The following is a 15,748-nucleotide window of genomic DNA, read 5'->3' as shown; positions in this document are numbered from 1 at the left end:
CCGTATTGGAGGAGGAAATTGATGGGGCTGAAAATTCTGCTTGCCGGCGAGTCCTGGACATCGCTCGGGCTGCATCTCAAGGGGTTCTCGATCTATACGACCGGAGGTTATGAGGAGGGTGGCAGGCCGTTGATCGAGGCGCTGGAAAAGCAAGGCCACGCGGTCACCTATATCCCCAATCATCTGGTGCCTTCGCAGTTTCCGAACAGCGTCGACGGATTGTCTGGCTATGACGTGATCGTGCTTTCCGATATCGGCGCGGATACGTTCCTGCTGCATCCCGATACGCTGACCAAGTCGCTCCGTCGCCCGAACACGCTGAAAGTCATGGCGGAATATGTCGCGAATGGCGGTGGGCTGCTGATGGTCGGCGGTTTCATGAGCTTTTCCGGCTTCGGCGGCAATGCCTGCTATCACAACACGATTTTCGCCGATGTGCTGCCGGTGAAGATGCTCGGTCATGACGATCGTGTGGAGTGCCCGGAGGGGATCAACCCGGCGGTTGCCGGGGATCATGCCATTCTCTCCGGCACGGGTTCGGCTTGGCCGCATTTCCTCGGCTACCAGCGGCTGGTCGCCAAGGACGGCGCTGAGACGCTGCTCACGGCGGATGCCGATCCGTTCCTCGTTGTCGGCTCCCATGGCAAGGGCCGGGTCGGCGCCTTCGCGTCGGATTGCTCGCCGCATTGGGGTTCGCCGGAATTCGTCGGCTGGGAGCATTATTCCCGCTTCTGGTCGCAATTGGCCGGGTGGCTGGCGGGCAAAAGCTAGCGCAGCCGCTTCACGGAACCACGCTCCATCAGTGTGACCGGAAGCCGGATTCGGGGTGCGGACATGTCGCCTTCCATGCGCTTGCACAGCAGCTCGAAACCGATCCGGCCGATCTCGTCGACGGATTGGCGGATAGCGGTAACTGGCGGATCGAAAAGCGCCAGTGGCCCCACATCGTCGAAGGTGATGATGGAGATATCCTCTCCCAGGCGCAGGCCCCGGTTCTTGGCTTCTTCCATCATGCCAAAGGTGATTTCGTCACTGCCGACGAAGATGGCGGTCGCATCGGGGAACCGCTCGAGGACTTCGGCCATCGCCTGCTTGCCGTAGGCCGTCGTGTAGTGCCCGAAAAGTTCGCCGGTCAGCGTGGCGCCTGCCGCTTCGATCGTTTGCTTGAATCCCTGTGCGCGTTCGCGCGAGCTCATGATGTTGCTGTGCCCGCCGACGAACACCACGCGACGATGCCCGGCTTCGAGAAACTTTTCGGCTGCGAGATGCGCACCCTGGACATTGTCGGAAAAGATTTTGGGTACGTCGGTGCCTTCGATATCCTCGTTCATGATGACGATGTTCCGGCTTGCATTGATTGCGTGGGCCAGCGCCTGATTCTCGTCCTGGTGATTGGTGGTGAAGAGCAGGCCATCGACATGGTTGCGCCTCAGGCGTTCGATGTATTCAAGCTCGCGGCTCTGGCGGTTGACGCTCGTGCAGAGCATGAGACCGAGACCTGCCTGGCCGGCATGATGCTCGACCGCGGCGGCGAGCTTGGCGAAGAAGGGGTTGGCCACATCCGGCACGACAAGGCCGATTGTATCGGAGCGCCCACGGCTGAGGCTGCGGGCGTGTGGGTTGGGACGGTAATTGAGAGCGGCGATCGCTGCGTCGATACGGTCTGAGGTTTCCTGCGGCAGGTTGAGCGAGCCGTTGAGATAGCGCGAAACGGTGGCGGGCGAGAGCTTCGCCGCGCGCGCAACATCCTGCAATGACGGTGGCTTCGTCATATTCCCCCTCGTAAGCCAGTCATAACAGTTCATGGGGAAGATGCCAGAGCGGGACGGCGATATCCGCGTCACTCTTTCTTGAAGCCGCACAAATGAATTGAAGGCTCGCGCTGTCAGGCCGGAGGCAGCACCTTGCCGGGGTTGAGGATGCCGTGCGGATCGAGCGCCTTCTTGATCGACCGCATCAGCGCCAGTTCCTCCGGGCTGCGAGAATGGCCGAGAAAATCGCGCTTGAGAAGACCGATGCCGTGTTCGGCGGAGATGGAGCCTTTGAACTGTTTCACCGCGCCATAGGTGATTGCATCGATGGCATGGAGCGTGGCGTCGTCGGTCGGTCCGACCGAGACCGCGATATGCAGGTTGCTGTCGCCCATATGGCCGAAGAAGGCGATATGGGCGTCGGGATACTTTTCGCGCAGTGCTATTTCACAAGCCTCGGCGAATGCGCCCAACTGGCCGATAGCGATAGAGACGTCGAAATTGATCAGCCCTTCCAGCCGGTCGTAGGCCGCGCCTTCGCGTACGGCCCAGAACTGCCGGCTTTCCTTCTCGGACTGGGCGATGAGCGCATCCTCTATCAATCCCTCTTCGAACATCGTGCCAAGAAAGGTTTCGAGGTTATCGTTATCCGGCGTTCCCGATTGCTCGATGATGGCCACGAAGGGATGGCTTCGGTCGAACAGGGTGAGGCCTTCGCCCTTGCTGCTGAAGGAAAAATAGTTGTCCCACATGATCTCGAAGGCAGAGAGGCCGACCAGCCCGGCCTGCGCGCGTTTGAGCAAGGCCACGGCGTGATCGTAGTTCGAAAGTGCGACAAGCGCCGTCGCTTTGCCCGACGGCAGCGGCTGGAGGCGGATGACGGCGCGGGTGATGATGCCGAGCGTGCCTTCGGAGCCTATAAAAAGCTGCTTCAGGTCGTAGCCGGTATTGTTCTTGCGCAGGCGGTTCATCGAGGAGATCACTGTGCCATTGGCGAGGACCGCTTCCAGCCCGAGAATATTGTCGCGGGTCACGCCGTGGCGGATCACGCGGATGCCGCCGGCATTGGTGGCGATGTTGCCGCCGATCTGGCAGGAGCCGCGCGCGCCGAGATCGATGGGTAGCAGGAAGCCGGCGTCCTCGGCAGCTTTCTGGGCGACTTCGAGAACGGTGCCGGCGCGAAGGGTCATTGTCCCGGCCGCGCTGTCGATATCCTCGATGCCCGAAAGGCGGTCGAGCGCGATCACAACGTCGCTGCGTTCCGGATTGGCGCCGCCGGCTAGTCCGGTCATGCCGCCCTGGACCGTCACCGGCCAGCGACAGGCATCGCAGGCACGCAGGGCGATAGCTACCTGTTCCACCGTGACGGGCCTGACATAGAGCCAGGGCAGGCTGCGACCGGACAGGCTCGCATCGCTGCGCGCCTTCTGGGGGATGCCATCGCCGCGCAGCAGCACCGTGTCGTCGAGCAGTTGGGATAAAGCGGCAAGAAGCTCGTCCTGCGCACGGCTCATCGCTGGTTACTCCGGCTTGTGCAGGAACGTGTGAAGATCGGCGAGGCGCTGGCAGCCGAGCTGCGACAGGGTGCCGGTAAGCTCCAGCTTCAGCACGTCGATCAGATGCGCCGGACCATCGTCGCCGATCGCGGCCACCGAGAAGATGAAGGGCCGGCCCATGAAGACATAGTCTGCGCCAAGCGCGATCATCCGGGCGATATCGAGGCCGGAGCGTACACCGCCATCGACCATGACAAGCGCATCCGGCCCGAGGCGCTTGCGGACAAGCGGCAGCATCGAAACGGAGGAGGGTGCCGCATCGAGCTGGCGGCCGCCATGGTTGGAGACGATGACGCCATCGGCACCCATGGCCATGTAGGCCGCGGCCTCCTCGGGGTCGAGCACGCCCTTGACGATGACTTTACCCGGCCACTGGTCTCGGATCTGCTTGAAGCGATCCGCGGTGATGTGGTTCGAGAGGACCGAGCCGAGAAAGGCGTAGAATTCCTTGATCGATTGTCCCTTCGGCGCATAGAGCTCAAGATTCTCGAAATGCGGAATGCCGTGGCGGGCAAGACGCAGCAGCCAGTGCGGGCGCATGGCGGCATGGAATACCGTGCGGGCATCGAATTGCGGTGGCACCGAGAGACCGTTGCGGATGTCGCGGTCGCGTCGCGTGACGGTGGGAATATCGACAGTGACGACCAGCACCTCGTAGCCGGCCCGCTTGGCCCGCTCGATCATGTCGGTTTCCATCTTCGCGTCATTCGGCGGATAGAGCTGGAACCAGCCCATGGGGCCGGAAAGCGCTTTCATTTTTTCCAGGCTCTGCGTGGCATGGGTCGAGAGGACATGCAGCACGTTATGCGCCTGCGCCGCCTTGGCGATCGGTGGTTCGCAACCCGGCCATTGCAGGCCTGCGAGGCCGACGGGGGCCACGCCGAAAGGCGCCGATAGCGTCTGGCCGAAGATCGTGGTGCTTATGTCAGGGCTCGGCGCCGCGCTCAGATAGCGCGGCATGAACATGATCTTCTGGAGGTCGTCGCTGTTGCGCCGGACGTTTTCCTCCATGCCGATGCCGCCGGTCATGTAGTCCCAGGCAAAGCCCGGTATGCGCCACCGGGCCTTCGCCTTCATATGCGGTATCGAGGGAAACCGCTTCTGTATATTCGCCAACTCGTCCTCCGCGACGCTTACGCGGCCTCGCGACGGAGGGCCTGCGCCATGCAATGAATGCCGCCGCCAGTCTTGGAAATCTCAGCCGTATCGACGGCGGCGACTTCGAAGCCGCGCGCCTTCAACTGCTCGATCAACGTCTTCGACGAGGTCGGTGCGATGATCTTGTCGTTGCCGAGAGACATGAAATTGCAGCCGAGCGCCATCGTATCCTGGAAGGGCACATCGACGATATCATGGCCCTTGTCCTTAAGCCAAGTGACGATCGCGGGGTCGGTGCAATCGAGGCAGACGGCGGTCAGCTTCGGCGCGATCGGCACGACCATCAGGTCGATATGGACGTAATATTCGTCGATAAAGGCGAGGCGGGTCTCCCAACCTTCCTTGTCGAACCATTCCTTGACCTGGCGGGCACCTTCCTCCTGGGTGCGGGCGCCGCCGCAGCCGATCAGCACCACGCCATCCTCGATGACGTTGAAATCGCCGCCTTCGAACGTGCCGGCGGTGACCATGTCGTAGATCGGGATGTCGAGCTTTTCATAGGTGCGGATCGCGGCATAGTTCTCGCCGCGCCGCCACCACTGCGCCATCGCCGTGATGATCGCGCCATAGGGCGTCATGACGGAGGAATCGCGCGAATAGACCTGCATCGGCAGTTCCGGGGTCGGCTCGTGCCAGTGGATGCGGACGCCGAAATGCTCGTAGGCCGAGACAAGCTCCTTGTGCTGGGCCTGGGCGGTCTGGATGTTGCACGGATTTTCGCGCAGGTGCTTGCGCGAGAGCGACGAGGTCGCCAGGTGCCGGAGATAGGCGGGCGAGCCGAGCAGAACGTCGGTCAGCGTGTCGGTCTCGTTGGCGAAGCCCCAGCCTTCCAGGCGCTTGGTGTTGCCCTTGGGGTTGCGGCGCTGGAGGGAAAAGGGCTCTTGGGATGCGAAGGCGCTCTGGATGTTCATTGCGGTTTCTCCGTTCGGTCAGGAATTGGGTTGCGTGGGTATCCACCAGTCCCGACCACGCTGAGTGGTAACATATTCGGGCCAGCGGAAGTGGATGGGTGGGTCGTAATCGCAGAGCGGCGGGGTCCATTTCGAGCCGCCGACGCCACCGCCGGTGCGGGTTTCGAATTCGTCGCGCGCCGCCTTGCGGGCCTTGGCGTCTTCCATCAGGCGGAGCGCCGAGAAGGCGAGCACTTTCGCCGCGGTCGCCACCATCGGATCGATCGTTGCCGGGATGCCGCCGAGCGCGTTCATCACCCAGCCGGGATAACGATAGCCTGACGGCGCCTTGAGTGCCGGCCGGGCAATGTAGAAGCGGGCGAGCGGCGCATGCCAGCTCATATCGGTATAGTCATCCGAGGTCGAGTTGAGTTGCGAAGGCGGCAGGTCGCGGCGCAGGATCGCCTCGGCCTCTTTCGGATCGACCAGTGCCGTCATCTCGTCGATGAACGGCTCAGTCATCGGATCGAGGCCGAGATTGGACTGGATTTCGCGCGCCTTGGCCTTGGCTTCCTCGTCCCATACTGGCGCTCCGACCGCCAGCAGCGAATCCCAGACGACATTGGCCATGACATGATTGGCGAGGCCGGGCCGCGACTTGCAGACCCAATGGCGCTCATAGCTGCAGCCGGACATCTGCGCGGCATGCGCGGCGTTTCGGTCGAGGAAAGCGGTTGCCTGCTCGGCCATGGCGAGATCGGGCATGCGCATCATGTACTGGATTTCGGCGAGGCCGGCGGGCAGGTTGTCGGCGGTGGCCTGGCCGGCGGTGAGGATCGCTTCGCTGATCGACCAGCCGCCCTGATGCGGCAGCATGGAATCGCGCAACGCCTTGGAGGACATGTACATCATCATAAGCGCATCATTGGCGCCGGGTGCGCGGATGGCCGAATGCGATTGCGGGATCGGCGCGCCATCACTTTTGCCCCAGTCTTCGGGCTGGTCGCAGATGAAGCGATAGATCATCGAATAGGCGGCGCCGCAATGCGTGTCCCAGCGGACGGTATTGCACATCGGCAGCATGTAGAACGGATGGAAGGAGAGCATGCCGTCCAGGCCATCATAATAGCCCTTGGCTGCGTGGATGGGCTTGGAGCCGCGTACTTTCTCGGCCGGTTCGCCGGTGAAACGCAGGGTTCCGGTGACGCCGTGGCGCTCCATCGCGGCCTTGGTGGCAAGCAACCCACCGAGCGCACCGACGCCAAGGCCGGAATGCGGATCGGTGTGTCCGCCCGCATGTTCGTTGAGGCCGGCGCGGGGTTCCTTGCAGGTCGATGCCGCCTGGCAATTGCCGGGCACAGCGTCATATTCGGCATACATGCCGACCGAGGGACCGGGGCCATTGGTCCAGTGCGCGGCAAAGGCCGTGGGCATGCCCGCCGAGCCTTCCTCGACGGTAAATCCATGGGAACGCAAGGTTTTTGCGTACCAGTCGGCCGATTGATATTCGCGCCAGGCCGTCTCGCCGAAGTCGAAAATCGTCGCGGTCCAGGCCGAGAGATCAGACCTGATCGCGTCGATATGCTTGGCTGCATGGCGCTGGGCGGCCGAGATCGGCATGGGAAATTCTCCTCGTCGGGGCCGAGTACACCGCAGATCGCGAATTTGAAAAAGTGAAATCTTTTCCCAAGAGCCGCAAATTTGGTTCACCAATGCTCAAAATATGTTTAGCCTGAGACCCATATGGAGGTGACATGAAGCGAATTCCCTCGACCCAGGCGCTGCGCGCTCTCGACAGCTTCACCCGTCATGGTTCGGTGTGGAAGGCGGCCGACGAACTCAACCTCACCCGCAGCGCGGTGAGCCATCAGTTGAGGCTGCTCGAGCGGGATCTCGGCTTCCAGTTGCTGAATCGGATCGGCACCAAGATCGAGCTGACGGAACAGGGCATGGGCTATGCGCTCGATGTGCGCAAGGCGCTTAACACGATCGCGGGCTCCGCCGTGCGGCACGCCAATCGCGGTGTGTCCGGTTCGATCAATGTGTGCTGTACGCCGGGCTTTGCGTCCAGCTGGCTGTGCAGCCATATCTCCAGCTTTCGCGAGACCCATCCGGATGTGCGGCTGTCGATCTCGACCCCGATGCGACTGGATGACGTCTCCAATCCCGATGTCGATGTGTTCATCGCGTTCGGCACGGGATACTGGCCGGATATGAAGGTTGAACTGCTGGTTGAGGTCGAATTCACGCCGCTTTGCAGCCCGGTGCTGATCAACAAGTCGCTGGGCCTGTCGGATCCCTCGGATATCAAGAAGACCTGTCTGCTGCATCTTGTCGATGACGACGACTGGGAGGAGTGGCTGACGATCGCCGACGTCGATCCGTCGTTCGCGCAGACGGGGATCGTCTTCTCCGACATGAATCTCGTCTATTCGGCCGCCATGTCGGCGCAGGGGATTGCGATGGGAGACGAATTCATCTGCCGGACAGCCATGGCGACCGGGCAGCTGGTGCGGCCGTTCGACATCAACATCAAGTCCAAGCGCTCCTACTATCTCGTCGTTTCCGAGGCCAAGGCCGACAACAAGACCGTCATGGCCTTCAGCGACTGGCTGAAGGAAGAGGTGATGAAAAATGAGGCGGTGCCGATCAAGGCTTAACCAGTTTCACCCGGCAAAGGTGAATGGAATTTGTCGAATGGGTGAAAAGATTTCGTTTGTGCGGCTGCCGTTTCGCTCATAGGCTAAGCTCAATAATAAGGGAACGGCCATGCAGACCAAGAATAGGGCGGCCGAACTGGACGCCCGGGGAATTGGCAAGACTTACGGCGATTTTCACGCACTGGACGATGTCTCCCTGACGATCGGCCGTGGCGAATTTCTGACGCTTCTCGGACCTTCCGGCTCCGGCAAGACGACGTTTCTGATGATCCTCGCCGGCTTCGTCAACGCGACATCGGGTTCGCTGACCAAGGATGGCACGGACATAACCCACCTGCCGGCCGAGAAGCGCGCCTTCGGCATGGTGTTCCAGGGCTACGCGCTCTTCCCCCACATGTCGGTCGAGAAGAACATCGCTTTTCCGCTGCAGGTGCAGGGCCGCAATGCCCAGGACATCAAGAAGAAAGTCGATAATATCGTCGATCGCGTCGGGTTACGCGAGCATGCCACAAAACGTCCCGCCGACCTTTCGGGAGGCCAGCAGCAGCGCGTGGCGCTGGCCCGTGCGCTGGTGTTCGAGCCTTCCGTGCTGTTGCTCGACGAGCCATTTTCCGCGCTCGACAAGAACCTGCGCGGATCGATGCAAGAAGAAGTCCGCCGTCTGCATCAGGAGACCGGCACGACCTTTGTTTTCGTGACCCACGACCAGTCGGAGGCCCTGGCGCTTTCGACGCGGGTCGCGATCTTCAACAAGGGCAAGCTGCAGCAGGTCGATACACCGAAGGCCGTCTACGAGCATCCGGCCAACCGTTTCGTTGCGGAATTTCTCGGCGATATCAACATCTTCGATCTCAAGGATACCAAGCTCTCGGGCGCGCTGGCGGAATGCCGCTTCGAGGACAGGGTGATCCGCGCGTCGAATGCCGCTGGCAGCCCGACCAACCATTTCGCCATCCGACCTGAGCATATGGTCCTTTCGAGCGCCGAGCCGGCTGATCGTAACGCGCTGGCCGCCGATATCGAGGATGTGACCTATCTCGGCGCCGCGACACGGTTCGCGCTGAAGACGCCGGGTGGCAAGGGACTGACGCTTGAGATGCCGACCCGCGAGACCGGGCCGGATTTCGCCAGGGGAAAGAGAGTTTGGGCGAGCTGGGCGCCGGATCAGGGATTTTTCCTCTGACGCTCAAGACAGCCTGAAGCAGACTGGGAATGACGACAACAACAAAAATAGAGGAGAACGACATGTCCATGGAATTCGAAAAGGAAACCCTCGAGATTCTCTCGAAGAAGGTCGATAACGGCCAGCTGTCGCGCCGCCGTTTCACGCAGATTGCCGCCATGCTGATCGGCGGCGCGCCGCTGGCTCTCAAGGCCAAGGGTGCCTGGGCAGCAGCCAACGAACTGGTTTTCGTCAATTGGGGCGGCGATGCCATGACCGCCTATGACGAGGCCTATGGCAAGGCATTCGCGACCGAAGCCGGCGTGACGGTGAAGCAAGACGGCTCCGGCCCGACCGAAGGCGCGATCGCCGCGCAGGTCGAAAGCGGCAAGCCGAGCTGGGATATCGTCGACGCCGATCCGTTCTCGGCGCAGGCGCTCGGCAAGAAGGGCCTGATGGAGCCGATCGACTATGCAATCGTCGACAAGAGCAAGTTCCGCCCGGGCTTCGGCTGGGAATATGCGGCCTCGACCTATTTCTTCTCCTACATCATCGCCTATGACGCCTCGAAGTTCGGCGACAAGGTGCCGACCGGCATGGCGGATTTCTTCGACGTGGAGAAATTCCCCGGCAAGCGCTCGCTCTACAAGTGGGGCGCTGGCATGTGGGAAGCGGCACTCCTCGCCGATGGCGTGGCGCCTGATAAGCTCTACCCGCTCGACCTCAAGCGCGCGCATGACAAGATCGCTGCCTTCAAGGACAATGTCGTCTCCTATTGGGGTGGCGGCGCGGAGAGCCAGTCGGTTCTGCTCAACGGCGAAGTCTCGATGGCGCTGATCTGGTCGACGCGTGCCGGCCTGATCGAGAAGGATTCCGGCGGTTCGATCAAGTTCATCTGGGACCAGGGCCTGATCTCGCCGGGCGCGATGGCCGTACTCAAGGGCAATCCGGGCGGCAAGGAAAATGCGATGAAGTTCATCGCTTCCGCGCAGGACCCGAAGAAGCAGCTCGTGATGTTCGAGAAGCTCGGACAGGGCCCGGCAAACCCGGCAGCCGATGCGCTGGTTCCGGCGGACCAGAAGCGGCTCAACCCGGTCGATCCGGAGAACATGGGCAAGCAGATCGCGCTGGATATGGCCTGGTACGAGACCAATTACGGTCCCGCGCTGGACGAGTATACGAAGATCATCGCGGCTTGATGTGATTTAAGACCCCGCCCCAAACCCCTCCCCACAAGGGGGAGGGGCTTAACCTGCGGCACCGCCTTGCCTTCACCCGACTTTTGCCACTTGCAGCAAGCGTTGGAGGAGTCGCGGAGGGGGCTATGGATTGGCCCCTCCCCCTTGTGGGGAGGGGTGCGGGGCGGGGTCTTTTTGAACCAAAAGAAAGGAGGCCAAGACATGCGATCGGACTATCTCAAGCCAGCGCTGCTGCTCGGCCCCCTGATGCTGTTCCTGCTGCTCGCCTATGCCATTCCCTTTCTCGGTGTCGTGCGCTGGAGTGTGACGCTACCCGAACTTGGTGTCTCTAACTATGGCCGGGCGGTTACCGATCCGCTGATCATCTCGGTCTTCATCCGCACCTTCCGGATCTGCTTCTTCGTCACCGTGCTCGCCGTGGCCATGGCCTACATGATCGCGCTCGTCTGGGTGCGGGGTTCGCCGACGCAGCGGCTGATCGCCGAGCTTTGCATCCTGATCCCGTTCTGGATCTCGGTCCTGACGCGCGCTTTCGGCTGGGTGGCGCTGCTTTCCAATCGCGGGTTGATCAACACCTGGTTGACGCAGCTGGGGGTGATTGCCGAGCCGCTGACCATGGTGCGCAACGAACTCGGCGTCGTGCTTGGCATGACGCATTTCCTCATTCCCTTCGCGGTGTTCCCGATCGCGTCAGCCATGCGCAGCCTCGACGAGCGCGTACTGCTCGCCGCGCGCGGCATGGGGGCATCGCGGATGCGGACGTTCTGGCAGATATTCCTGCCGATGACCGCGCCGGGCATTCTCGGCGCCGCGATCATGGTCTTCGTCTTTTCACTAGGCTTCTTCATCACGCCCGCCATTCTCGGTGGCGGCCGCAGCGTCATGGCGGCGGAACTCATCTATCTCCGGCTGTTCCAGAGCCCAGACTGGGGCCTGGGCGCTGCGATCAGCGTGCTGATGATGCTGATTGTCGGGCTGCTGCTGGCATTGCTGATGCGCTATGCCAAGCCGGGCGGGATGGTGAAATAATGGAAAAGCCGAGCCCGATCGCCATTCTGCTTGCCGCCGTGGTTGCCATCTTCCTGCTGCTGCCGCTGTTTGCCGTCATTCCGGTGTCCTTCACGCCGGCACGGTTCCTGTCGATGCCATCAGGCAACTGGTCGGTTCGCCACTATATGGCGCTGATCGAGAACCCAGCCTGGCTGCAGGCGACCTGGCTGTCGATCAGGATCGCTGTCCTGAGTTCGGCGATCTCGACGGCCTTGGCCTTGGCTTTCAGCCTGGGCATGTGGATGTACCGGCCGCTTTATCCCGGCGCCTTTTACGGTTTCGTGCTGCTGCCGATGGTGGCGCCGCCGGTGGTTTCCGCTATCACGCTGTATTTCTTCCTGACCTCGCTTTCCAAGGTCAACGACGTGATCGGCTACGACACGGTGGTCGGAGTGGCGATCGCGCATGCCGTGATGATCGCACCCTTCGCGGTGGTGCTGATCACGGTGGCGCTGGCCCAGGTCGATCGCCGGATCGATCTTGCCGCACGCGGCTTCGGCGCCAGCATGACGCAGCGGATTTTCCGGGTGATCCTGCCCAATATCAAGTTCGGGGTCTTCACCGCGGCGTTCCTCGCTTTCGTTCTCTCCTGGGAGGAGATCGGCGTGACGCTGTTCATAACCTCGGTCAATGCAGTGACGCTGCCGCGCATGATGTGGATGGGGCTGCGTGACAATATCGATCCGGCGATTGCCGCCATCTCGGTGGTGCTGATCGTGCTTGTGATCGCCGCGATCGTCGGCAAGACGGTGATTTCCACCCTGGCTTCGAAAAAGGCCTGACGCGGCGCTGGACAATTCCCAGATAAATTATACGTTTGTAGAATTAAAAGAATCGACGGGAGCGGGACGTGATCAGCACGGGCATGTATCTGACGAAATTGCTGGAAGCCTATGGCGTGGATACCGTGTTCGGTATCCCCGGCGTGCACACGGTGGAGCTCTATCGTGGGCTGGCGGGGAGCTCGATCCGCCACATCACGCCACGGCATGAGCAGGGTGCCGGGTTCATGGCGGATGGCTATGCGCGCGTGTCGGGCAAGCCGGGTGTCTGCTTCATCATCACCGGGCCGGGCATGACCAATATCGTCACGGCCATGGGCCAGGCCTATGGCGATTCGATTCCGATGCTGGTGATTTCGACCGTCAACAGCCATGGCCGCATGGGTTCGGGCGAGGGCTGGCTGCACGAGCTTCCCAACCAGCAGGCACTGGTGAGCCAGGTCTCCGCTTCCAGCTATACGGTCAACCGCCCGGAAGAACTGGCGCCGGCGCTGGCACGTGCCTTTGCCGTGTTCGACAGTGCCCGGCCGCGCCCCGTCCATATCGAACTGCCGATCAATGTGATGCTCGCCGATGCCGGGCATCTCAGCGTGCCCGAGAATCCGGCGCGAGTCGCGCTGCCGGTGCCTTCGGCGGAAGAGCTCGGGAAGGCCGCGGCGCTGCTCAATGCGGCCAAGGCTCCGATCATTCTCGTTGGCGGAGGCGCCAAATGGGCAGCCACGGAAATCGCTGAACTCGCCGAAAAACTCGATGCGCCGGTGGCGATGACCACCAACGGACGCGGCATCCTGCCGCCGGGTCATCCCTTGGGCATTTCGATCTCCCCAAGCTTCAAGGCAACACGGGAACTCATCGAGTCCTCGGACGTGGTTCTTGCCATCGGCACCGAACTTGGGCCGACGGACTACGACATGTATGAGGACGGCTTCTTCGAAATCCCCGGCAAGCTGATCCGCATCGACATCGACCCGACCCAGATCATGCGCACATGGTTGCCGGAAATCGGCGTTGCTGGCGATGCGAGGGCAAGCGCGGCCCTGCTCCTCGATCTCGTGGATCGCACCGGGCGGCGTGGCGAGGCCCGCGCCGCTAGTGCACGCGAGAAGGGCGAAACTCAGGACCTGACCGAGCAGATGCGCGGTGACCTGCACATCCTCGACATGGTGCGCGACGCGCTGCCCGGCGTGATTTTCGCCGGCGACTCGACCCAGTTGGTCTATGCCGGAAATCTCGGATTCTCGTCCGCCGCCCCTGCGCAATATTTCAATTCCGCCACCGGCTACGGCACGCTGGGCTATGGCCTGCCGGCCGGCATCGGCGCCAAGGTCGCGGCTCCGGATGCGCCCGTCGTGATCCTCGCCGGCGACGGCGGCGTGCAGTTCGCGATCGCAGAGCTTGCCTCGGCGAAGGAAGCGAAACTACCCGTCATCATGCTGCTCTTCGACAACAAGGGCTATGGCGAGATCAAGTCCTACATGGTGTCGAAGAATATCCCGCCGCTCGGCGTCGATCTCTACACGCCGGATTTCATCGGCATTGGCCGCGCTTATGGCTGGCATGCGGAGATGGTGAATGATCTCGACGGATTGCGGGCGGCGCTGCTCGAGGCGAACGAGCGCGGCGAGCCGAGCATGATCGTGTTCGGGGATTCGGTCAGGGACGAGGCGGTGAAGGTGGCGGCGGCGGGTTAGTTGTTTCTCCGATAGAATTCACCCCTCACCAACTTCGGCTAAGGGCTCGCGTAGCTCGCCCGGCCTTCGTATCCTCTCCCACAAGGGGAGAGGTAAATCGCAACAGCCGTCTCGCCCTGCTGCGGCGCCGAGGTTTTGGTGATGCGGTGCGACGTGATTACCTCGCCCCTTGTGGGAGAGGATAGCAAGTCCGCACGAAACGAAGTTGAGTGCCTGGACGCGCTTGGTGAGGGGTAAAACCCAGACGCTATTTAGCAATGAGGTTGACGCAATGTCCGAACACAATTTCAACCAGCCGCTCGGCGGCAACGAAATGCCCCGTTTCGCCGGTCCCGGTACGATGATGCGGCTGCCGACTCAGCCGACGGCCGAGGGCCTCGATGCCTGCTTTGTCGGCATCCCGCTCGATGTCGGCACGTCGAACCGGCCGGGCACACGGCTGGGGCCGCGTCAGATCCGGCAGGAAAGCTGCATGCTGCGGCCTTACAATATGGCAACGGGTGCCGCGCCATTCGATTCCATCCAGGTGGCGGATATCGGCGATGTGCCGATCAATACGTTCGATCTGAAGAAGTCGGTCGATATCATCACCGCCTTTTACAACGATATCCTCAAGCACCCCTGCATTCCGCTGACGCTCGGTGGCGATCACACACTGACCTATCCGATCCTGCGCGCGATAGCCAAGAAGCACGGGCCGGTGGCGCTGATCCATATCGATGCCCATGCCGATATCAATGACGAGATGTTCGGCGAGAAGATTGCGCATGGCACGCCGTTCCGCCGCGCCTATGACGACGGGCTGCTGCAGAACGACAAGGTGTTCCAGATCGGCCTGCGTGGCACCGGCTATTCGCCGGAGGACTTCAACTGGGCGCGCGGCAAGGGCTGGACCGTGGTGCAGGCCGAGGAGTGCTGGGGCAAATCGATGAAGCCGTTGATGGAGGAGGTGCGGGCCAGGATCGGCAACGCGCCGGTTTACCTGACCTATGACATCGACAGCCTCGATCCCGCCTTCGCGCCGGGCACCGGCACCGTCGAGATCGGTGGGCTGACGACATGGCAGGCGCTGGAAATCATTCGTGGCTGCGCGGGGCTCAATCTGGTAGGCGGCGATCTGGTCGAGGTCTCGCCGCCCTTCGACCCCTCCGGCAATACGGCACTGATCGGCGCCAACCTGCTTTACGAGATGCTCTGCGTGCTGCCCGGCGTCAAGCGCGGCTGATAGCCGGAACCCAGGAGAGGGGGTCGGCGTTCCTACGGCCATGGATGCCATTCTCGCCGACATGTTCCCCGCCAGCCGCATCGGCTATCCCGTCATCTTCGCCCGCTTCGTGGGCGCGATCCTGCTCGGCGGGATCATCGGCTTCGAGCGCGAGGCCAAAAACCGGCCGGCGGGTTTGAAAACGCACATCATGGTGGCCCTTGCCGCCGCGGTTTTCTCGATCATCTCGATCGAAGCCATTCATACGGCAGCTCTTGCCTCGGATAATTTCAAGCCCGATCCACTGCGCGTGATCGAAGCGGTGACGGCCGGCGTTGCTTTTCTCGCAGCCGGCACGATCGTGCTCTCGCGTGGGGAGATTCATGGCATCACGACGGGCGCCAGCCTATGGCTGGCGGGTGCGATCGGCCTCTGCCTCGGCTTCGGCCATTGGGTGATTGGATTTGCGGCGGTCGTCGCGGGCATTTCCATTCTGTTTCTCGTCGGCAAGATGGAGGACCGGCTCGATATGACCGGCAGCATGCCGGTGGACGACGACACGCCTCCAAAAGGCGATCCGCCGAAGGGCGAGTAGACCGCTACGTTCGGTAGTGACTGCCCAGCTTTCCGGAGTGACGCGCGGAG

At 62.0% G+C, this 15,748-nt stretch carries 14 protein-coding genes; 9 read left to right on the top strand and 5 right to left on the bottom strand.

All coding sequences use genetic code 11. The features are described from left to right. The first annotated feature begins 21 nt into the window (after positions 1-21). Positions 22-771 (top strand): glutamine amidotransferase, encoded by a 750-nt coding sequence (locus IHQ71_RS21730; RefSeq protein ID WP_258158508.1) that lies wholly within the window; start codon positions 22-24, stop codon positions 769-771. Here IHQ71_RS21730 and IHQ71_RS21725 read toward each other — a convergent pair. The 5 genes from IHQ71_RS21725 to IHQ71_RS21705 all read right to left on the bottom strand — a co-directional run bounded on the left by IHQ71_RS21725 (position 768) and on the right by IHQ71_RS21705 (position 6,975). Continuing rightward, positions 768-1,772 (bottom strand): LacI family DNA-binding transcriptional regulator, encoded by a 1,005-nt coding sequence (locus IHQ71_RS21725; protein WP_258158507.1) that lies wholly within the window; start codon positions 1,770-1,772, stop codon positions 768-770. The genes IHQ71_RS21730 and IHQ71_RS21725 overlap by 4 nt on opposite strands. A 113-nt stretch (positions 1,773-1,885) precedes the next feature. Next, positions 1,886-3,265: an FAD-binding oxidoreductase gene (locus IHQ71_RS21720; RefSeq protein ID WP_258158506.1), complete on the bottom strand. Its 1,380-nt coding sequence runs from the start codon at positions 3,263-3,265 to the stop codon at positions 1,886-1,888. 6 nt (positions 3,266-3,271) lie between these two features. Further along, complete coding sequence (locus IHQ71_RS21715) at positions 3,272-4,423, bottom strand: alpha-hydroxy acid oxidase (protein WP_258158505.1); 1,152 nt, start codon at positions 4,421-4,423, stop codon at positions 3,272-3,274. Between the two features lie 17 nt (positions 4,424-4,440). Next, positions 4,441-5,376: a dimethylarginine dimethylaminohydrolase family protein gene (locus IHQ71_RS21710; protein WP_258158504.1), complete on the bottom strand. Its 936-nt coding sequence runs from the start codon at positions 5,374-5,376 to the stop codon at positions 4,441-4,443. Positions 5,377-5,394: 18 nt separating this feature from the next. Next, positions 5,395-6,975, bottom strand: a complete 1,581-nt coding sequence (locus tag IHQ71_RS21705) for an amidohydrolase (RefSeq protein WP_258158503.1) — start codon at positions 6,973-6,975, stop codon at positions 5,395-5,397. A 134-nt stretch (positions 6,976-7,109) separates the two neighbouring features. Here IHQ71_RS21705 and IHQ71_RS21700 point away from each other — a divergent pair, with 134 nt between their 5' ends. From IHQ71_RS21700 to IHQ71_RS21665, 8 genes are all read left to right on the top strand, one after another. Continuing rightward, positions 7,110-8,015, top strand: a complete 906-nt coding sequence (locus IHQ71_RS21700) for a LysR substrate-binding domain-containing protein (protein ID WP_258158502.1) — start codon at positions 7,110-7,112, stop codon at positions 8,013-8,015. Between the two features lie 109 nt (positions 8,016-8,124). Next, entirely contained in the window at positions 8,125-9,198 is a 1,074-nt protein-coding gene (locus IHQ71_RS21695) for an ABC transporter ATP-binding protein (protein ID WP_258158501.1), read from the top strand. Between the two features lie 62 nt (positions 9,199-9,260). Continuing rightward, positions 9,261-10,376, top strand: coding sequence for an ABC transporter substrate-binding protein (locus IHQ71_RS21690; RefSeq protein WP_258158500.1), 1,116 nt, complete (start codon positions 9,261-9,263; stop codon positions 10,374-10,376). Between the two features lie 201 nt (positions 10,377-10,577). Beyond that, positions 10,578-11,405, top strand: coding sequence for an ABC transporter permease (locus IHQ71_RS21685; protein WP_258158499.1), 828 nt, complete (start codon positions 10,578-10,580; stop codon positions 11,403-11,405). Beyond that, positions 11,405-12,208: an ABC transporter permease gene (locus IHQ71_RS21680; protein WP_258158498.1), complete on the top strand. Its 804-nt coding sequence runs from the start codon at positions 11,405-11,407 to the stop codon at positions 12,206-12,208. Before IHQ71_RS21685 ends, IHQ71_RS21680 begins: the two co-directional genes overlap by 1 nt. Positions 12,209-12,276: 68 nt before the next feature. Beyond that, positions 12,277-13,899: a 5-guanidino-2-oxopentanoate decarboxylase gene (locus tag IHQ71_RS21675; RefSeq protein ID WP_258158497.1), complete on the top strand. Its 1,623-nt coding sequence runs from the start codon at positions 12,277-12,279 to the stop codon at positions 13,897-13,899. A 271-nt stretch (positions 13,900-14,170) separates the two neighbouring features. Next, positions 14,171-15,124 carry an agmatinase gene (speB, locus tag IHQ71_RS21670; protein ID WP_258158496.1) on the top strand — a complete coding sequence of 318 codons (954 nt, stop codon included), beginning with the start codon at positions 14,171-14,173 and terminating at the stop codon, positions 15,122-15,124. Between the two features lie 40 nt (positions 15,125-15,164). After that, positions 15,165-15,698, top strand: a complete 534-nt coding sequence (locus IHQ71_RS21665; protein WP_258158495.1) for an MgtC/SapB family protein — start codon at positions 15,165-15,167, stop codon at positions 15,696-15,698. Positions 15,699-15,748 lie beyond the last annotated feature (50 nt).

This window comes from Rhizobium sp. TH2, assembly GCF_024707525.1.
Classification (GTDB): domain Bacteria; phylum Pseudomonadota; class Alphaproteobacteria; order Rhizobiales; family Rhizobiaceae; genus Rhizobium_E.
This window is presented reverse-complemented; position numbering and strand designations above follow the sequence as displayed.